Origin of the sequence: Longimicrobium sp., assembly GCA_036389795.1 — a bacterium.
Taxonomy (GTDB): Bacteria; Gemmatimonadota; Gemmatimonadetes; order Longimicrobiales; family Longimicrobiaceae; genus Longimicrobium.
In genome coordinates, this window is record DASVWD010000057.1 from 42561 (window position 1) to 61434 (window position 18874).

The window sequence follows — 18874 nt, forward strand, 5'->3', positions numbered from 1 at the left end:
GCAGGCGGTCGTTTGACACCATCAACATACCACTGCCTGACTCACGGAGTCAACGTCAGGGAGATGATGGTGGACCTGTAATCAATCCGCTGCGCGCTCCCGCCCGGCGTCCGCGCGCCCGGCGTCGGGCTCCTCGTCGCCCGAGGGCCAGTAGTAGCGCCGCATCTGCGCGGCGACGCCGTCGAGGTCGGGGAAGAGCTTGCGCTCGTCGATGGCGCAGAGGTCGAGCTGGTCGCGCACGTAGTTCACGCGGCCCGCCGGGATGATGTAGCGGGTGAGCGCGTCCACCAGCCCCTCCTGCCGCAGGATCTCGTCGAACGCGTGCGTCTTGTCGGTCGAGAAGGTGAAGGTGGCGGCCTGCGCGATGATGCGGTCGTCCAGCGCCGGCGGGTCGAGCATGCAGACGAAGCGGGCCGCGCGCGGCACCTCGTCGCCCAGGAGCTGGCGCAGGTCGCGGATGCCGCGCTCGCGGAGCATGGCGTCCAGGTCTTCCACCAGGAACGCCAGCGGCGGCAGGCCGAAGTGCTCGTGCACCTTCCGCCAGTTGAGCCGCCACACCACCCGGTCGCCCTCGCACTCGCCGCCCAGCGTGGCGAAGTGCGCGGCGATGAGCGGCGAGTAGCTCCAGTCCAGCAGCCGCGTGGGCAGCCCGTGGTGCTGCGCGGTCACCAGCAGCTCCCACTCGTTGGCGGGCTGGTGCTCCAGGAACGGGCGCGAGTAGCGGATGAAGTTGCGGAGGATGTGCTCCTCCAGGTGGCGCTTGCTGTGTGGCGGACGGGTCCCCCCCAGCCGGTCCAGGCTGGTGAGCAGCGGATAGCGCGCGTCGCCGGCGCCGCGGTACACCGAGGTGTCGCGGATGCGCCCGCTCACCGGGTCGTGCTCGTCGGGCGTCACCCGGTCCAGCAGCTCGCCCAGGCTCTCGATGCGGACTTCCTCGATGTCGTCGAAACGCGTCTCCATGCGCCCATCCGCGGCCGGTCCACGGCGCGGAGGATGGAAGAAGCGTTCCGGACGCTCCAGGTAGAGTACAGGAGAGAAGGTGCTCGATCCCGCCTGCTTCCAGGAAGATGCAAATCCTTTCACGGCGTGGAAGAAAATCTTCCACGCGATGGAAGGTGTCGGTCGGGCTAGAGATTGGTGACGGAGAACGCCGTGATTTTACCGGTTAAAATCACAGGCGGGCGGTATCCAGGATCATGCGGCATCCCGATGAGCGCGGATGACCGCAGCCATCGCCCGGAGGGCACGGTTCACCGACTCCGCGTCGGGGAATACATCGGCCACTTCGGGGTCGATCGGCACCAGGTTCACCCCTTCGGCGTAGCGGGCGGCGAACCTGCCCCGCACTCCGGCCCGAAGCTCCTCGGCGGTGAAGCCGTACTCCTCCCGCAGATCGTCCTCAGAGATCGATGCTTTGCTCATAGCTCCTCCTCTCGCGCGGCGTCATCAGTCTCGCGCTGATCAAGCGTACCGTATCACCACGGTATGTCAAGCTGACGATCAAGAACCGGCCCGCAGAGGACCGGCCGAAAAGCAGGAGACGCTCCTCGGTCTCCGAGTGATCCGGATCGGGCCGGTCGGTCGAGAGCGGATCGCCCAAAACCGTAGCGGCTTCTCCGAACGATACGCCGTGCTTCCGCAGGTTCTGCTCTGCTTTCTCCGAATCCCACTCGACGCGTAGTCCCATTTCGCCAATGTGAAAGCGGATCCATCTCCAAGCAAGAACAGCCCCACAAACCAGTTCGTTCAGTCAGCGCTCAGAAAAGAAAAGCCGGGAGCATCACACACTCAAAACCGACGTGTGATGATCCCGGACTCTGCTCGCCGCGCCGCCTCCTGCCGCTGGATGAGGCTACGCGGGAACGACGAAGGGTGTCGAATCGCGGATGCCGAGCACGCCCATCTGCCGCGCGGAGGAGCCGCCGCGGTGCGAGAAGAAGTCCGGCGGACCGCAGCGCGTGCAGTGCGCGGAGACGCTCACCTGCGCGGCGGACAGGCCCAGCGCCAGCGCGCGCTCCACGACGGCCGCGCGCAGGTCGATCGGCGTCTTCGACGGCGGGGGCTCGCGGTCGGGGTGGACGGCGGCGTGGACCTCGGGGCCGACCTCGTAGCACCGGCCGCAGATCGCGGGGCCGCAGTGCAGCCACAGGCGCTCCGGGGCCGACTGCCAGCTCTCCGCCACGCGGTTGACCCCGCGCTCCACGATCCCCGCCGCCACGCCGCGCCACCCCGCGTGCAGCAGCGCGACGACGGTGTGGTCGGGGTCGACCACGGAGACGGGGATGCAGTCCGCCACGCTGACGGCGAGCAGGACGCCGGGGCGGTCGGTGACGTGCCCGTCGAAGCCGTCCATCACCACGATCCCGGGCGCGCCGCGCTCGCGGTGGATCCACAGGTCGGCCGCGTGCACCTGCCGGGCGTGGGCCGCCACCTCCATCCCCGTCGCGGCGAGGAGGCTACGCCAGCGGCCGAGGACCTTCCCCACCGGCTGGGCGCCCGAGAGCCCCAGGTCGAACTCCCCGTCCTCCCCGCGCCCGGTGGTCCCCTGCACCAGCCAGGGGAAGCGCTCCTCCCACTCCGGGTGCACCCAGAGCGGCACGTCCCCCGCCGGCGGCCGCTCCGCGACCTCGCGGAACTCCGACGCGTCGGCGGCCGTGCTCAGACGCCCTCCGTTCCGGCCGCCGGCCCGCCGCCGCCGAAGACCCCCGGCGAGCCGACGTCGCCCGGCAGCACCTTCGGGCCCGCGGTGCCGCCCGCCAGCTCGTCCAGGCGGCGGCGCAGCTCCTCGACCTCGGCGCGGAGCGCGTCGAACTCCCGGCGGGGGACCACGTCCACGCGGTCGCGCACCTCCTCGAACGCCGCGGTCATGCGGTCCACGGCGGTGTTCACCACGTCGCGCGCCCGCTCGGGGCGCGCGTCGCTGCGGCTCATCGCCTCCTGGATCGTCTCCTCGATCGCCTCGCGGAACGCCGCCAGGATCCCGATCCCCGACCGGATCCCCTCGCCGATGCTCGGCGGCCGCGCCCGCGGCTGCTCTTCGGACATGGATGTCGTATCTCCGCGTATCTCCGAATCACCCGACACCGCAGGGGCGAGGCCTGCCTCGCCCCTGCGGAGGCCGGCCCCTGCGCTGGAGGCGAAGCCTCGCGCCGACGCCGGCTCTGCTCGGACTCGCGGGCCCGCCCCTGCGGGCTGCAAACGGTTCGCGAGGTGAATGCGGACCCCGCCGCGTCTACCCGCGCGAGTCCAGCCTCTCGATCTCGGCGCCCAGCGCGCGCAGGCGCTCGTCGATGCGCTCGTAGCCGCGCTCGATCTGGCCCACGTTGTAGATCTCGCTCTGCCCCTCGGCCCCCAGCGCGGCGATCAGCAGCGCCATCCCGGCGCGGATGTCGGGGCTCTCCACGATCCCGCCGCGCAGCCGCGAGGGGCCGATCACCAGCACGCGGTGCGGGTCGCAGAGCACCAGGCGCGCCCCCATCGCCACCAGCTTGTCGGCGAAGAACATCCGCGACTCGAACATCTTCTCGTGGATCAGGATCGTGCCCTGGCACTGCGTGGCAGTCACCAGCGCGATCGAGGTGAGGTCGGCCGGGAAGGCGGGCCAGGGGCCGTCGTCGACCTTGGGGATGTGCCCGCCCAGGTCGGCGTGGATCTGCATCTCCTGGTCGCCGGGGATGAAGAGGTCCTGCCCGCGCACCTCGACGCGCACCCCCAGCCGCTCGAAGCCGATCAGCGTGGAGTCCAGGTGCTCGGGAGCGGCGTCCTCGATGGTGATCTCGCCGCGGGTGACGGCCGCCAGCCCGATGAACGAGCCCACCTCGATGTGGTCGGAGGTGATGCGGAAGCGCTCGCCGCGCAGCTTCTCGCGCCCCTCGATCACCAGCGTCCCCGTGCCGATCCCGTCGATCGGGCACCCCATCCCCACCAGCATCCGGCAGAGGTCCTGCACGTGCGGCTCGGCGGCCGCGTTGCGGATCACCGTGGTCCCGCGCGCCAGCGCCGCCGCCATCACCGCGTTCTCGGTGGCGGTCACGCTGGGCTCGTCCAGGAACATGTTGGCGCCGGTGAGCCCGTCGCCCTTGATGCGGAAGCCGTTCGCGTCGTGCTCGAAGCGGGCGCCCAGCTTCTGGAAGGCCAGGAAGTGCGTGTCCACCCGCCGCCGCCCGATCACGTCGCCGCCCGGCGGGGGGAGCTCCATCCCCCCGGCGCGCCCCAGCATCGGCCCGGCCAGCAGGATGGAGGCGCGGATGCGGGCCGCGTGCGCGGCGTCGAGCTGCCGGTGCCCCACCTCCTTCGCGTGCACCCGCACCACGTGCCCCTTCCCACCCCGCCCGTCCTCGAAGTCGGCCTCGGCCCCCAGCGCCTGCAGGAGGTCCAGCAGGGTGTAGACGTCCTTGATGCGGGGGACGTTCTCGAGGAAGACCTCCTCGTCGGTCAGCAGCGTGGCGGCCAGCATGGGCAGGGCCGCGTTCTTGTTCCCGGCGGGGCGGATGCGCCCCTCGAGGCGCTTTCCGCCCGTGACGGCGAACGTGGGCAACTCGGGTCTCCGGACTGGGAAGTAAAGACGCGCGGCCTCGCTGGTGGGGAGGCCGTGCGCCGGTTCTGGGAGGCGGCCGCGGGAGCGCAACATTCATGCGCGGCTCCGCCGGCCCGTCCCGCGCCGGCGCAGCGGGGCGTGCAACCTGGCAGGCCGCGGGGCCGCCGTCAAACGCGCCCCGCGCCGGCCGCGGCGAACGCAGGCGACGCCTTGCCTTTGCTTGACATGTTTTCCGGGGCGGGCGTACCTTGCGCCCCGCGCCCCGTCCACCCCCGGGACGGGCCGGCCCCGAGGCCCTTCCGCGGCCTCCTTCGCCCGAGGCGCCCCCAGTGCAGCTCCTGATCGCCGTCATCAACCAGGAAGAGAAGCTGGAGGAGGTGCTGGCCGGCTTCCTGGAGCTGGGCGTCACCGGCGCCACGGTGGTCGCCAGCGAGGGGATGGGCCGCCTCCTGCGCGACGAGGTGCCGATCTTCGCCGCGCTCGAGGCGATCGGCGGAGACCGGAGCCGGCCGCGCAACCAGACGCTCTTCAGCGTGATCGACGACGACGAGAAGGTGGAGCGGGCGGTGGCGCTCCTCACCGAGGTCTGCGACTTCGGCCGCCCCGGGCGGGGGATCGTCTTCACCGTCCCCGTGAACCGCGCCGTGGGCCTCTCGCGCGAGATCGGGGACGGGTGAGCGGGGAGTGGAGCGCGCGGCTCCGGCTGCGCGTCGAGCAGTTCGCCCCCGCGCTGGGCGACGTCGAGGCCAACCTCGCCCGCGTCGCCGCCGCGCAGGCCGACGCCGGGCGCGACGGCGTGGGCCTGCTCGTCACTCCCGAGCTGTCGCTGACCGGCTACGACGTGCGCGACCGGGTGCACGCGCTGGCGGTCCCCGAGGCGCCGCGCCCCTTCCCCGCCCTGGCGGAGGGGCCCGACGTCGTGGTCGGGGCGATCGAGCAGGACGCGGCGTTCGTCCCGTACAACGCGGCGCTGCACCTGCGCGGCGGGGGCGTGCTGCACCGGCACCGCAAGGTCTATCTCCCGACGTACGGGATGTTCGACGAGGGGCGGTACTTCGGGCGCGGCGGCCGGGCGCGGGCCTACCCCGCGGGGGGCGGCTGGACCGTGGGGCTCCTGGTCTGCGAGGACCTCTGGCACCCCGCGCTCGCCTACCTGCTGGCCGCCGCGGGGGCGCACCTGATCGTCGTGCAGGCCGCCGCGGCGGGGCGCGGGGCGCTGGCGGGCGGGGAGACGGGCGGGCGCTTCGCCTCGTGGGGCTCGTGGGAGCACCTGGCGCGGGCCGCGGCGGCCGCGTACGGCGTCTACGTCGCCCTCGCCAACCGCGTGGGCGTGGAGGGCCCCTGCGTCTTCGCCGGCGGCTCGCTGATCGTCGCCCCCGGCGGCGCCGTGCTGGCGCGGGGCGACGACCTGGCCGAGGACCGGCCCACGGCGGACCTCTCGCTCGACACCGTCGCCGCCGCCCGCCGCCCGTACTCGCACGCGCGCGACGACGACCCGCGGCTGGTGCTGCGCGAGCTGGAGCGCCTGGTGGCGGAGGGCGCGTGAGCGGCGCCGACCAGGCCCGGGAGACGCGGATCGCCGAGGTGGTCGGCGCCGTCGCCCGGCAGGCGCTGGCGGACCGGGGCGCGGCGCGGATCGCCCTGCTGGACGACGGGAGCCCCGAAGCCGGGCTCGCCGCGCGGCTGCTGGAGGGCGCGCTCGGCGCGGGCGCCGTCGCGCGCGTCGCCGTTCCGTCCGAGGACGTGGAACCCGTCTTGCACGCGCTGGGCGCGGTTTCCCCGCCCCGCGTGGAAGAGGAGCTGCGGCGGATGCGGGCGCGGCTGCTGGACGGCGCGCTCCCCGCGCACCCGGCGAACAAGACCGCGCTCCTCCTGGGCGGCGCCCTCCCCCCGGAGCCGCTCTTCCCGCTGGGCGACCTGTGGGCCGGCGAGGTGGCCGCGCTGGCCGGCGGGTGGTCCGCCCCGGAGCCGGTGCGGCGGATCGCCAAAGCCGCGGGCGGGGTCGAGGCGCTGGACGCGGCGCTCGCGCGGCTGGTGGACGGGCGCGACCCGGCGGCGCTGGACGCGCTCCCCGCGGCCGCGGCCGACGAAGTGCGCCGGGCGCTGGCGGCGGGGCGCGCCTCGCGCCTCTTCCCGCGGCTGGTGCCCAAGCTGGGGGCGCGGACGCTCGGCGTGGACCTGTTCGAATGACCGTCACCTCACCCGCGAGGATCGCCGCTTGATCTCGGCCCTTCCCGCCGCCGTCCGGCCCGGCCTGGCCGCCCTGCTCGCGCAGGCCCGGCAGGACACGGTCTTCGTCGTGCAGCAGAAGCCCGACTGGCAGACCTGGATCGAGGCGCTGGCGGCCGTCGCGACCATCGTGGTCGCCATCGGCCTGCTGACGGTCGGCGTCGGCGTGATCTTCGCGGCGCTCAAGCTCAGGCAGCTGACCAGGAAGGTCGAGGAGCAGGCGAAGAAGCTCAGGGTGGACCTGGCGCCCGCCATCCAGAACGTGACGGCCGTCAGCGAGAACGTGAACCACCTGAGCCGGACCGTGCGCGCCGACGCCGACCGGCTGAGCGCCACGGTGGCCTCGGCCAACGACGCGCTCCGCCGCGCCGCCGTCGAGGCCGAGCGGCGGGTGGGCGAGTTCAACGCGCTGATCGGCGTGGTGCAGGAGGAGGCCGAAGACCTCTTCATCGGCGGCGCCGCGGCGGTGCGCGGGCTCAAGGCCGGCGCGGAGGCGTTCCGCCGCTACCAGGCCGGCGAGCTCCCCCCGGGCGAGGAGTACGAGGAGGACCTCGGGGAGGAGGACGAGTTCGAGGAAGACGACGAGGACGCGGACGAGCTGGAGATCCGCGTCACGCGCCGCGACGGAGGGCGCGACGACTGACCGCGCGAAGCGCGAGAGATGGAGCCACGCATGCCACGACAGGACACCACCGACTTCCTCACCGCCTTCGCCGTGGGCACGGCGCTGGGCATCGGCGCCACGCTGCTGCTGCGCCCCCAGCCCCGGTCGGCCAAGGAGCGGCTGCTGCGCGAGCTGAAGCCCCACCGCAAGAAGGTGAAGAAGAGCGCCGCCCGGGCGCGCGGCGAGCTGCGCGAGGCCGCCGGGGCGGGCGCCGACGTCACCGGCGAGGTGATCGAGGCGGGGCGCGAGCTGCTGGCCGAGTTCCGCGAGGAGGTGCGCCGCATCATGGACGAGGCGCGCGAGGAGATGCGCGAGGCGAAGGAGCGCGAGCGGCAGGAGCGCGCGGGGCGGAGGAAGACGCGGGCCGCGGCCGGGCGCGAGGACGGCGAGAAGGCGGGCAACGGCCGGTCCGGGACGCGGGCGAAGGAGCGCGGCGGGCAGTGACGCGGGTGCTGCTGGGGCTGGCGCTGGCGCTGCTGGCGGTGGCGCTCCTCCCGGACCCGGCGTGGGCCTGGGGTCCGGGGACGCACGCGTACCTGAGCTCGCAGGTGCTCCAGTCGCTGCACCTCCTCCCCGAGGCGGTGCGCGCGGTGCTGGCCGCGCACCCGTTCGACTACATCTACGGCTCGCTGGCGGCCGACATCTCCCTGGCCAAGAAGTACGTCCCCGAGGGCCGCCACTGCCACCACTGGCACATCGGCGAGGAGATCCACGCGGCGGCCGACTCGCGGCGGCTGCAGGCCGTGGGGCTGGGCTACCTCAGCCACCTGGCCGCCGACACCATCGCGCACAACTTCTTCGTCCCCCGCCAGCTCCTGCTCACCTCGTCCACCAAGGGGCTCGGGCACTCGTACTGGGAGGCCCGCATGGACATGGCGGTGGGCGAAGAGTACATGCGGCTCGCCCGCCGCGCCGTCACCGACCACGACCACTCGCAGGCCGACGCGCTCTTCGACCGGGTGCTCTCGGCCACGCTTTTCTCGTTCCGCACCAATCGGCGGATATTCCGGGGGATGATCCGCTTCCAGGACAACGAGCGCTGGCACTCCATCTTCGGGACCATCGTCACCCGCTCGCGCTGGGAGCTGGAGGACGGCGCGGTCGAGACGTACGCGGTGCGCTCGTTCGACTACATCGTCGACTACCTCATCCGCCGCGGCGAGGGCATCGCGGCCGCGCTGGACCCGATCGGCGAGCGCAACCTGGACCTCTCCAAGAAGGTGCGCCGCATGGCCCTGCGCGACGGCGCCTCCGAGCGCCCCGAGCTCCTGGCCGAGATGGCCGACGAGTTCTTCCCCCTCCCCGACGTCCCCTTCGGCTACCTGAACCTCCAGCAGAGCGGCAACGGCAAGGGCGCCGCCTGAATCCGCCCCGCACCAACCTTAGCTGTCACGATGCGTCCACAAATTGGACACTTCTTGACTCCCGGGCGCCGCGCGCTTATTCTGGGCCTTCGCACGCCGCTCACCTTCTACCTGGACCGAGAATTGACACCCATCGCCGCCGCGGAGAGCTTTCGGGGAGACCCCGGCCCCAACCAGGAGCGCGACATGCCCCTGCCGATCCCCCCCGAGTTCGAGCGCGCCGTGCTGGAGCGCGTCCGCTCCGGCCGCTACGCCTCCACCGAGGAAGTGCTGCAGGCGTGCCTGGAAGGTCTGGAGATGCTGGAGGAGGCGGATGAAGATCTCCGGCGCGAGCTCCAGGCCGGCAAGGAGGAACTGGAGCGTGGAGAGCGGCTGTCGCGAGAAGAGGTGCTGGCGCGGCTGCGTGAGGCCCGAACGCGCCCAGAGCTTCGCCGCTTTGTCGAAGAGCAGGTAGAGTCGGGCCGGTTCAACTCCACCCGCGACGTGGTGGAAGCCGGACTGGTTCTGCTGCAGCAGGAGCAGCCACGGTTTGATGAAGAACTCGAGGCGCTCCGACGCGAGATCGATCTGGGAATCGAGAGCGCTGAACGCGACGAGCTCATCCCGGGAGACGAGGTCGTCGCCCGCATTCGTGCCAGGTTCGGAGGGGCGGCCCGCTGAGAAACTGGCACTTCACCGCCAAGGCGTTCCGGGATTTCGAATCCGCTGCCACTTACCTCGAACAGCATGCGGTCAGTGCAACCGGAGCCGCGCACCTCGCGGATTCCATCATTGCCGCGTGCGACCTCCTCGGAGAGTCGCCGCTGATCGGCACGCCTCGCCCCGAGCTCCGCCGCGGCTTACGAAGCTTTGCGGTGAACCCGTATACCTTGTTTTATCGTGTGATTCGAGGTGAGGTGGAGATCGTGCGAGTCCTCCACCAGCGGCAGGATATCGCGAGGGAGTTCGGGAAGAAGCGCTAATCCGCCAGGCTCATCCGCCCGCCCCGAACCGTCCCGTGCGCAGGAAGCGCAGGGTGAGGTCGCGCACGTCGCGGCGGTTCATGATGAAGGAGTGGGCGGCGGGGACCACCACGTGGTCGCGCTCGCCGGCGAGGTGCGTCTCGTCGACGCTCACCTTACCGTCGTGCGCGCCGGCGATCACGCCCACGTCGACGCCGCGGGGCGCGGGGAGGGTGCGGACGGTGCTCCCCGGCGCCGTGCGCAGCTCCTCGATCGGCGGCATCAGCCAGGCGGCGTAGCGGGCGTAGCGGTCCGCGGCGGCGGCGCCCTGGTTGGGCGGGGCCAGCATGACCACGCGGCCGGCGCGCGCGGGCGGCTCGTGCGCCAGCGCCCAGCGGACGATCACGTTCCCCAGGCTGTGGCCCACGAAGTGGACCTTCGGCGCGCGGCCGAGCTCCCCGGACACGTCGCGGGCGAGCCGGGCGCCCAGCGCGGGCACCGGGTCCGAGTAGCTGGAGTAGCCCCAGTTGAGCACGCGGTAGCCCTCCGCCTCCAGCGAGCGCCCCAGCAGCCACATCGACGCGCGCGAGCGTCCCATCCCGTGCACCAGCACCACCAGCTCGCGCCGGTCGTCCGGCCCCGCCGGCTCGCCCGTCAGGTCCGACGCGACGTACCCCGCCGTGGCGCCCGTCACCCCCAGCGCCACGCAGGCGCCGACGGCGAGCCGGCGCAGCAGCGGCCGGATCGTCGTTACGTCAGAGTCTCTCCCGCCGACGGGTTTCTTCATCATCCAACGAAGCATCTGCGCACTCCAGGGGCGAAAACGCCTCGCCCCAAACACCCACCCGCGCGGATGGTTCCCCGATCACCCGGAGTCGCCCCCGCGAGCGGTTGAAGCCTCGCCCGCGTTGAGCCTGCACCTGCGTGGAAGCTGGTCGGCGAGGCTTTCCGCAGTTGTTGCCGCAGCTTCAGCCGCCTTTCGCCCCCTCAGTCGTACTCCGGCTGCAGGTTGGCGTACTTGAGCACCACCGTCTTCCGCCCCACCCCGTCGAAGTCGATCGCCGCCTTCACGTCCGTCCCGAAGCCGCTGAGCTCCGCCACCGTCCCCGCCCCGAACTGCGGGTGCCGCACCCGCGCGCCCTTCCGCAGCGAGGGCGTCTCCTGCGAGTCGGAGTAGTCCACCTGGTAGGTCGGGTCCTCCGGCTCCGGCCTGGGCGCCGCGAAGCCCAGCCGCTGGCGCCGGGTGCCGAACGCGCCGGCGGGCGACTTCCACGGCTGCGCGTAGCTCGGCGCGCGCTCGTAGGTGCGCTCCGTGTGCCGCACGTCCAGCAGGTCCTTCGGCACCGATTCCAGGAACGACGACGGCACCGAGTCCATCCACTGCCCCCCGCGGCGGCGGCGCCGCGCGTACGCCAGGTACAGCTTCCGCTCCGCCCGCGTCACCCCCACGTAGAAGAGCCGCCGCTCCTCTTCCAGCTGCTCGCGCTCGTCCATCGCCCGGATGAGCGGGAAGAGCCCCTCCTCCAGCCCGGTGATGTAGACCACCGGGAACTCCAGCCCCTTCGCGTTGTGCAGCGTCATCAGCGACACCGCGTCGGCGTTCGGGTCGTGCTGGTCGATGTCCGCAATCAGCGCCACGTGCGCCAGGAACAGGTCGATGGCGCGCGGCGCCGCCTGCCCCGCCTCCTCCAGCTCCCGCATCAGCTCCGGGTCCTCCTCCACCAGGCGCGCCTCCAGCTCCGCCGCGCCCGCGATCAGCTCCTCCACGTTGTCGATGCGGTCCTTCCCCTCGGGCCCCTCCTGCTTGAGCGACTCGATCAGCCCCGATTCGACGACGATCGACCGCAGCACCTCCGCCAGCGGCAGCCGGTCCGCCACCGCCGCGTGCTTGGCGACCAGCCCGGCAAGCTCCGCCAGCGCCAGCGACGCCCGCCCGCGGATCTCCTCGATCTCCCCGGTGCGCTCGGCCGCCGCCAGCAGCGGCAGGCCGCGCTTCGACGCCCACTCCGCCAGGCGGGCCACCGACGTGTCGCCGATCCCGCGCTTGGGCACGTTCACGATGCGCAGGAACGCCTCGTCCGACGCCGGGTTCGCCACCAGGCGCAGGTAGGCCAGCGCGTCCTTGATCTCGCGCCGCTCGTAGAAGCGCGTCCCCCCGATCACCCGGTACGCCAGCCGCTCGCGCCTGAGACCTTCCTCGAGGGCCCGCGACTGCGCGTTGGTGCGGTAGAGCACCACGAAGTCGCGGAGCTTCAGCCGGCGGTCGTCGCCGCGACGCAGCTGGATCTCCTCCGCCACCCAGCGCGCCTCGTCCAGCTCGTCGGCCGCCTCCACCAGCGTGAGCGGCTCGCCCGCCGGGTTGTCGGTGCGCAGAGTCTTCCCCTTGCGCTTGACGTTCTCCGCGATCACCCGGTTGGCCGCGTCAAGGATGCGCTGCGTGGAGCGGTAGTTCTGCTCCAGCCGCACCACCCGCGCGGCCGGGAAGTCCTTCTCGAAGTCCAGGATGTTGCGGATGTCCGCCCCCCGCCACCCGTAGATCGACTGGTCGTCGTCGCCCACCACGAAGAGGTTGGCGTGCTCCTCCGCCAGGAGCTTGAGGAACACGTACTGCGCGCGGTTGGTGTCCTGGTACTCGTCCACCAGGATGAACTGGAAGCGCTCGCGGTAGCGCCCGAGCACCCGCTCGTCGCCGCGCAGCAGCTCCACCGGCTTGACCAGGAGGTCGTCGAAGTCGAAGGCGTTCGCGTCGCGCAGCGCCTTCTGGTAGAGCGGGTAGACCTCCGCCACCCGCTGCTGGAAGATGTCGAACGCCGTCCGCGCGTACTCGTCGGGCGAGACCAGCTCGTTCTTGGCCGACGAGATGGCGTGGTGAATCGCCTTGGGGGCCCAGCGCTTCACGTCCAGCCGCAGCTCGTCCCGCACGATGCGGCGGGTGAGGCTCTCCGTGTCCTCCGCGTCGTACACCTGGAAGCCGGGCGTCCACCCCAGGCGGGTGGCGTCGCGCCGGAGCATCCGCGCGCCGATGGCGTGGAAGGTCCCGATCCACATCCCCGCCGGCTCCTTCCCCAGGAGGTGGCGCACCCGCTCGCGCATCTCCCCGGCCGCCTTGTTGGTGAAGGTGAGCGCCAGGATCGCCTGCGGGTCCACCCCCATCTCGTCGATCAGCCAGGAGATGCGGTGGGTGAGCACGCGCGTCTTGCCGGAACCGGCGCCGGCCAGCACCAGCAGCGGCCCCTCGAAGTGCGTGGCCGCCTCGCGCTGCTCGGGGTTCAGGTGGGAGAGGTCTACGGGCATCTATGGATTTTATCGAGATCGATCGCGCTCAGGATCGGCACCGACCCCGAGTACTTTCGCACTTTCGCACTCACGCACTTCCGCACCGCGGTTCTGGGCGTGTCCCTCCGCTGCGCTCCGGGCCGGGCTGCGCCCTCCGGGCGCGCATCCCTCACGCAAACTGCGGGTGACAGGGAACAGCCACCCGATCCCGCCCTTCCACCGAAGGCGTAAAGTCCACCCTCTCCCAAGCTTGGGAGAGGGTTGCCGCTCTAAGGCGGCGGGTGAGGGCTGCGCGGGGGCTGCCTCCCCGCACCATCCTCGTCCCGCCCGTCGCGCGCAGCGCCGAAGTCCCTCTCCCGCGCGGCGGGGGAGGGACAGGCGCCTCAGGCGCCAGGGAGGGGGCCCCCCGCGGACGCCCCGTCCGCCGCCCCCCCGTCCGCCCCCGCCTCCTGCGGCTGCGGGCGGAAGCGGAACGGCCGGCGCAGCGAGCGTGGATCGCTGTCCGGCTGCGGCGCGGCGGGGAGCACCATCACGAAGGTGGCGCCCTTCTCCGTCGGCGCCAGGTACAGCCGCCCCCCGTGCACGTCCTCCACGATCCGCCGCGCCAGCGAGAGCCCTACCCCCCACCCCCCCTTCTTGGTGCTCACCCCGGGGTCGAAGAGCGTCTTGCGCACCGCCGGCGCCACCCCCGGCCCGTCGTCCACCACCCGCACCTCCACGCGCCGGTCCGACTGCGCCTGCGCCTCCACGGTGATGGTGCCCCCCGATCCCGCCAGCGCGTCCAGCGCGTTCTTGATCAGGTTCTCCAGCGCCCACTCCAGCAGGATGGCGTTCCCCAGCGCCGGCGGCGTCCCGTCGGCCACGTCCACCCGCAGCTCCACGCTGCGGCGGAGCTGCGGCAGGCGCACCCGCACGTAGCGCTCCAGCACCCTGAGCAGCGGCCGCACCTCCACGGCCTCCGTCTGCACCGGCCGGCCGATCCACTCGAAGCGCCGCGCCACCTTCTCCAGCCGGTCCAGGTCCGCCTCCATCTCCGCCGCCACCGCGGGGAGGCTCGCCATGTCCTCGCGCTCCTCCTCCGGCAGCCGCAGGATCTCCACCCACCCGGCCAGCGACGAGAGCGGCGTGGCCATCTGGTGCGCCGACTCGCGCGCCATCGCCGCCCAGATCCGCTCGCGCTCGGTGCGGAAGTTGTGGCGCACCATCCAGGCGGCCGCCACCAGCAGGCACACCATCGCCCCCACCTGCAGCCAGGGGATCACCCGCAGCCGGCGCACCGTGGGGGCGTCGCCGTAGTAGAGCGTCCCCAGCCCCGGCTCGGTGACCGGCGGGTGCCCCTGGGCCAGCCGGCGGGCGTGCTCCAGCACCCGCACCACGTCGGCCGAGTCGCCCAGGTCCGGCTCGTACCCCAGGTTCAGCGCCGTGACCGGGTACCCCTCGTTGTCGGTGAGGATGATCGGGAAGTCCAGGCTCACCACCTCGCCCGAGAGCTCCAGGAGCGTCTCGTTCGGGTTCTTGGCCGGGTCGGTGAGGCCCGTGTACAGCGTGGCCACGATCCGCGAGTGCACCGCCGCCTCGCGCCGCATCTCGCGCACCAGGATCTGGCTGTACACCAGGTACCAGGCCAGCACCAGCGCCGCCAGCAGCCCGAAGGCCGTGGGGAGGTGGCGGCGGGGGAAGCGCGGCAAGGGCACTCAGGCGCTCCGGGAGGAGGACGGCCGGCGCGGAGCGGGGCTGCGCATGGGCAGGGCCGGGAGCGGCGCGCCGGGGAGGCGCGCCGCCCGGGGGCTCAGGGGGCGGCGATGCGGTCGGTGCACAGGTACGGCACGAGCGCCGCCGGCACGCGCACCGAGCCGTCCGCCTGCTGGTGGTTCTCCAGCAGGGCCGCCACCGTGCGCGGCAGCGCCACCCCCGAGGCGTTCAGCGTGTGCACCGGCTCGGGCTTCGCCCCCGGCTGCGGCCGGTGGCGGATCTGGGCGCGGCGCGCCTGGAAGTCGCGGCAGTTGCTGGCGCTGGAGACCTCCAGCCACTTCTCCACCCCCGGCGCCCACACCTCCAGGTCGTACGTCTTGCTCGCCGAGAACCCCACGTCGCCCGCCGCCAGCACGATCACCCGGTACGGCAGCTCCAGCAGCTGCAGCACGCGCTCGGCGTGGGCCGTGAGCCGCTCCAGCGCGGCTTCCGAGTCCTCCGGCCGCTCGAAGCGCACCATCTCCACCTTGTCGAACTGGTGCACCCGGAGCAGCCCGCGCGTGTCCTTCCCCGCCGCCCCCGCCTCGCGCCGGAAGCACGGCGAGTACGCCGCGTAGGCGATCGGGAGCCGCTCGCCGTCCAGAATCTCGTCGCGGTGGAAGTTGGTGACCGGCACCTCCGCCGTGGGGATCAGGTACAGCCCGTCCTCCTCCACGAAGTAGGCGTCGCCGTCCTCCACGAACTTGGGGTACTGCCCGGTCCCCTGCATCGAGTCGCGCGTGACCACGAAGGGCGGCTCCACCTCGGTGTAGCCGTGCTCGCGCGTGTGCAGGTCCAGCATGAAGTTGACGAGCGCCCGCTGCAGCCGCGCGCCCAGCCCCCTGTAGACCGGGAAGCCGCTCCCCGCCACCTTGGCCCCGACTGGCAGGTCCAGCATCCCCAGCGCCGCGCCCAGCTCCCAGTGCGGCCTCGGCGCGAAGTCGAAGCGGCGCGGCTCGCCCCAGGCGCGCACCACGGCGTTCGCCTCCTCGCCGCCGTCCGGGAGCGAGGGGTCGGGGAGGTTGGGGAGCCGGAGCAGGATCCGCTCGATCTCCCCCTCCACCTCGCGGAGCCGCGCGTCGATCTCCCGGATGCGCTCGTTCACCCCGCGCATCTCGGCGATCAGGTCGTCGGCCCCCCCGCCGCGGCGCTTGCGCTCGGCCACCTCCTGGGAGACGGCGTTGCGGCGGGCCTTCTTCTCGTCGCCCTCGGCGATCAGCGCGCGCCGCTCCGCGTCGAGCGCCAGCACGCGCTCCACGGCGGGGCCGGTCTCGGCGTCGGCGCCGCGGCGGGCCAGCGCGGCGCGGACCGCCGACGGGTCCTGGCGGATCAGGCGCAGGTCCAGCATGTCAGAACGTGAGCCGCTCGTCGTCGCAGTTCTGGTTGCTGCGCACCGCCACCGTGGCCGTCCCCGCGGCGGCGTCCACCGACAGCACCTTGATCACCGCGTACTTCGGCGTCAGGCAGTTCGAGGTCTCGCGCGTCTGCACGAAGTACGTCTGCCCCACCGTGATCGCGACCCGGGTGCGCGTGTAGTCCTCGCGGCCGCGCGGGGCCGAGTCGGCGTCGTCGAAGCCCTCGCTGGTGGGGGCGAGCCCCGCGCCGCGCCGGCTCCCCACCTGCGGGAAGGGGGCGAACGAGAACGCCGCGCCCTCCTGGCGCAGCTGGAGGTCCCACGACTGCGCGTCCACCGGCAGCTCGGGGCGGCGCAGGGCGTTGAGGACGGCCAGGTCGATGGCGCTCGGCAGCGTGCTGGCCGAAGTCGGCGCGGCCAGCGTCACGGTGTCGGGGAGGAGCTGCGGGTCGAAGCCCAGCGGGTCGTCGCAGCCGGCGAGCGCGGCCGAGGCGGCGAAAAGCGAGAAGACCGCGAGGAAGGCGGCGCTGAAGCGGCGGGTCTTGGTCATCGGGTTGCGGCTTGGAAAAAGTGAAGCGTCCGGCGGGCCGAACGCGAGGGTTAACCTTATCCGGCCCAACACGCTCGCGTCAAGGCCGCGGGGTTGACGGGGAAGGGCGGCGCGGGTACGTTGCTGCCCGCGGCCCGCCCCCTTCGACCCCGTTTGAGGAAACCGGCATGTCCCAGCTCGACGCCGCGCTCGACGCGGTGCGCGCCCACCCGGGAGTGGAGCACGTCCTGGTGCTGGGGCGCGACGGCCTGCTCATCCAGCACGCGGGCGACGGCGCCCTCGACGCCGAGACCGTCTCGGCCATGGTGCCGGGGCTCGCCGCGGCCGCCTCCGCGCTGGGCGCGGCCGGGGGCGTCGGGAGCGCGGAGACGGTGGTGGTGCGGCTGGAGCGCGGCGTGGCCGTGGTCACGGTGCTGAGCGAGGACGTGCTCCTGGCCGTGCTGCTGGTCGCCGGCGTGGGCTTCGCGCCGCTCCTGCGCGAGCTCTCCGCGCGCCGCGGCGCGCTGGCCGCGCTGGTCTAGCCCCGCCCGGGCCGATGAGCGACGCCGCCGGGACCCCCGTGCGCCGCGTGCTGGTGGCCGACGACGAGCCGCACATCGGCCACATCATCCGGCTCAAGCTGGAGCAGGGCCCCTACCAGGTGGTGCTGGTCTCCGACGGGCGCGAGGCGCTGGAGCACCTGCGCGGAGGCGAGCCGATCGACCTGGTGCTGCTCGACATCATGATGCCGCACGCGTCGGGGCTCGAGGTGCTGGCCGAGGCCAGGCAGCTCGCCCACCGCCGCGACACGCCCGTCATCATCCTCACCGCCAAGGGGCAGGCCGCCGACCGCAAGCAGGCGCTGGAGCTGGGCGCCGTCGACTTCTTCACCAAGCCGTTCAGCCCCAAGAAGCTCCTGGCGCGCGTCGACGAGCTGTTCGGCGCGCCGGCGCCGGACGCCGGCGCCTAGCCGGCTTCCCCGAGAGAACGCGCGGCCCCCGTTTTGAGCGACGCACGTACCCCGCCCGCCCCGGCTTCGGTCCCCCGCCTGTGGACGGTGATCCTGGCCGGCGGCGTGGGCTCGCGCTTCTGGCCCGCCAGCACCCCGGCGCGCCCCAAGCAGCTCCTCCCGCTCGCCTCCGCGCAGCCGCTCATCCGCGACACCGTCGACCGCATCACCCCGCTCGTCCCCCCGGAGCGGCTGCGCATCCTCACCGGCGCTCACCTGGCCGACCCGATCCTCGCCGCGCTCCCCGAGCTGGGCCCCGGCAACCTGCTGCTGGAGCCGAGCGCCAGGGGCACCGCCCCCGTGCTGGCCTGGGCGGCGGCCGAGATCGAGCGGCGCGACCCAGACGCGGTGATGGTCTCGCTGCACGCCGACCACGTCATCCACCCCCCCGAGGCGTTCCGCGCCCTGGTCGCGCGCGCCGCCGAGCTGGCGGACGGCCACCGGCGGCTCTTCACCATCGGCGCGGTCCCCGACCGGCCCGAGACCGGCTACGGCTACGTGCGCCTCGGCCGTCCGCTCCCGCCGGCCGAAGGGGTGGCGCCGGAGGGCGAGCCGGGGTTCGAGGTGGCCGAGTTCGTGGAGAAGCCCGATCGAGAGAGGGCGGAAGGGTATCTCGCCTCCGGCGGCTACCTGTGGAACACCGGCCTCTTCGTCTGGCGCGTCTCCGACCTGCTGGACGAGATGGAGCGCGTGAGCCCCGAGCTGGCCGAGCTGGTCCCGGTGGTCCGCGCGGGGGGCACGGAGGAGTTCTTCGCGCGCGCGCCCACCATCGCCGTCGACCACGCCGTGCTGGAGCGCTCGCGGCGGGTGGGCGTGGTGCGCGCCACCTTCGCCTGGGACGACGTGGGCGCCTGGGACGCGCTGGCCCGCACCCGCGCGCGGCTCCCCCCCGACAACTGCGTGGTCGGCGAGGGATACGCCGTCGACTCGCGGGGGACCACCATCTACGCCGACGCCGGCCCGGTGGTCGCCTTCGGCGTCGACGACCTGGTGATCGTGCGCACCTCCGCCGTCACCTTCGTCGTCCGCCGCGACCGCACGCCCGACCTCAAGCGGCTGTTGGCGGAGCTGCCGGAGGAGCTGAGGAATCTCTGACGGAAGTGCCCAGTCCCCAGTGCCCGGTGCCCAGGAGACAGTGCCGAGTGCAAAGCGCTAAGTGCTGGGTGCGCAGGATGTTGGATCACTGTACCTCACCTGGGGTCGCGTCGATCCCGACAGCCCCGCACGAACCCTGCGTGAT

20 protein-coding genes are annotated in these 18874 nt (G+C 72.9%); 10 read left to right on the forward strand and 10 right to left on the reverse strand.

The window, feature by feature from the left end; all coding sequences use genetic code 11:
• Positions 1-81: 81 nt before the first annotated feature.
• The 5 genes from VF746_06895 to murA all read right to left on the reverse strand — a co-directional run bounded on the left by VF746_06895 (position 82) and on the right by murA (position 4537).
• Entirely contained in the window at positions 82-960 is an 879-nt protein-coding gene (locus VF746_06895) for an FRG domain-containing protein (GenBank protein ID HEX8692126.1), read from the reverse strand.
• A gap of 234 nt (positions 961-1194) precedes the next feature.
• Positions 1195-1422 (reverse strand): hypothetical protein, encoded by a 228-nt coding sequence (locus VF746_06900; protein HEX8692127.1) that lies wholly within the window; start codon positions 1420-1422, stop codon positions 1195-1197.
• Between the two features lie 430 nt (positions 1423-1852).
• Complete coding sequence (locus tag VF746_06905) at positions 1853-2599, reverse strand: polyphenol oxidase family protein (GenBank protein ID HEX8692128.1); 747 nt, start codon at positions 2597-2599, stop codon at positions 1853-1855.
• Positions 2600-2658: 59 nt separating this feature from the next.
• Positions 2659-3045 (reverse strand): hypothetical protein, encoded by a 387-nt coding sequence (locus VF746_06910; protein HEX8692129.1) that lies wholly within the window; start codon positions 3043-3045, stop codon positions 2659-2661.
• 187 nt (positions 3046-3232) lie between these two features.
• A complete protein-coding gene (gene murA / locus VF746_06915; GenBank protein HEX8692130.1) occupies positions 3233-4537 on the reverse strand; it encodes a UDP-N-acetylglucosamine 1-carboxyvinyltransferase in 1305 nt (434 codons plus the stop codon).
• A gap of 329 nt (positions 4538-4866) precedes the next feature.
• Here murA and VF746_06920 point away from each other — a divergent pair, with 329 nt between their 5' ends.
• From VF746_06920 to VF746_06950, 7 genes are all read left to right on the forward strand, one after another.
• Positions 4867-5214, forward strand: coding sequence for a P-II family nitrogen regulator (locus tag VF746_06920; GenBank protein ID HEX8692131.1), 348 nt, complete (start codon positions 4867-4869; stop codon positions 5212-5214).
• A complete protein-coding gene (locus tag VF746_06925) occupies positions 5211-6083 on the forward strand; it encodes a nitrilase-related carbon-nitrogen hydrolase (protein HEX8692132.1) in 873 nt (290 codons plus the stop codon). The genes VF746_06920 and VF746_06925 overlap by 4 nt, the downstream gene beginning before the upstream one ends.
• The gene (locus tag VF746_06930; GenBank protein ID HEX8692133.1) at positions 6080-6727 is read left to right on the forward strand and encodes a hypothetical protein; all 648 of its coding nucleotides are present in this window, start codon (positions 6080-6082) and stop codon (positions 6725-6727) included. The genes VF746_06925 and VF746_06930 overlap by 4 nt, the downstream gene beginning before the upstream one ends.
• A gap of 28 nt (positions 6728-6755) precedes the next feature.
• Positions 6756-7409, forward strand: a complete 654-nt coding sequence (locus VF746_06935; protein HEX8692134.1) for a DUF948 domain-containing protein — start codon at positions 6756-6758, stop codon at positions 7407-7409.
• A gap of 30 nt (positions 7410-7439) precedes the next feature.
• Entirely contained in the window at positions 7440-7874 is a 435-nt protein-coding gene (locus VF746_06940) for a hypothetical protein (GenBank protein HEX8692135.1), read from the forward strand.
• Positions 7871-8794 (forward strand): zinc dependent phospholipase C family protein, encoded by a 924-nt coding sequence (locus tag VF746_06945; GenBank protein HEX8692136.1) that lies wholly within the window; start codon positions 7871-7873, stop codon positions 8792-8794. The genes VF746_06940 and VF746_06945 overlap by 4 nt, the downstream gene beginning before the upstream one ends.
• Before the next feature lie 186 nt (positions 8795-8980).
• On the forward strand, positions 8981-9454 hold the full coding sequence (locus VF746_06950; protein ID HEX8692137.1) for a type II toxin-antitoxin system ParD family antitoxin: 474 nt from the start codon (positions 8981-8983) through the stop codon (positions 9452-9454).
• A 312-nt stretch (positions 9455-9766) separates the two neighbouring features.
• Here the strand turns inward: VF746_06950 and VF746_06955 are convergent, their stop codons facing one another.
• The 5 genes from VF746_06955 to VF746_06975 all read right to left on the reverse strand — a co-directional run bounded on the left by VF746_06955 (position 9767) and on the right by VF746_06975 (position 16646).
• Complete coding sequence (locus tag VF746_06955; GenBank protein ID HEX8692138.1) at positions 9767-10525, reverse strand: alpha/beta fold hydrolase; 759 nt, start codon at positions 10523-10525, stop codon at positions 9767-9769.
• 197 nt (positions 10526-10722) lie between these two features.
• Positions 10723-13029, reverse strand: a complete 2307-nt coding sequence (locus tag VF746_06960; protein HEX8692139.1) for a UvrD-helicase domain-containing protein — start codon at positions 13027-13029, stop codon at positions 10723-10725.
• Between the two features lie 365 nt (positions 13030-13394).
• Positions 13395-14705 (reverse strand): HAMP domain-containing sensor histidine kinase, encoded by a 1311-nt coding sequence (locus VF746_06965; GenBank protein HEX8692140.1) that lies wholly within the window; start codon positions 14703-14705, stop codon positions 13395-13397.
• A 95-nt stretch (positions 14706-14800) separates the two neighbouring features.
• Complete coding sequence (gene serS / locus VF746_06970) at positions 14801-16090, reverse strand: serine--tRNA ligase (GenBank protein HEX8692141.1); 1290 nt, start codon at positions 16088-16090, stop codon at positions 14801-14803.
• A 1-nt stretch (position 16091) separates the two neighbouring features.
• Entirely contained in the window at positions 16092-16646 is a 555-nt protein-coding gene (locus VF746_06975; protein ID HEX8692142.1) for a hypothetical protein, read from the reverse strand.
• Between the two features lie 167 nt (positions 16647-16813).
• On the opposite strand from VF746_06975, the gene VF746_06980 reads away from it, so the two are divergent.
• Genes VF746_06980 through VF746_06990 form a run of 3 tightly spaced genes read left to right on the forward strand, consistent with a single transcriptional unit; the run spans position 16814 to position 18729 of the window.
• The gene (locus VF746_06980) at positions 16814-17167 is read left to right on the forward strand and encodes a roadblock/LC7 domain-containing protein (GenBank protein HEX8692143.1); all 354 of its coding nucleotides are present in this window, start codon (positions 16814-16816) and stop codon (positions 17165-17167) included.
• Between the two features lie 14 nt (positions 17168-17181).
• On the forward strand, positions 17182-17595 hold the full coding sequence (locus VF746_06985; GenBank protein ID HEX8692144.1) for a response regulator: 414 nt from the start codon (positions 17182-17184) through the stop codon (positions 17593-17595).
• 33 nt (positions 17596-17628) lie between these two features.
• Positions 17629-18729, forward strand: a complete 1101-nt coding sequence (locus tag VF746_06990; GenBank protein HEX8692145.1) for a sugar phosphate nucleotidyltransferase — start codon at positions 17629-17631, stop codon at positions 18727-18729.
• The last annotated feature ends 145 nt before the right edge of the window (positions 18730-18874 follow it).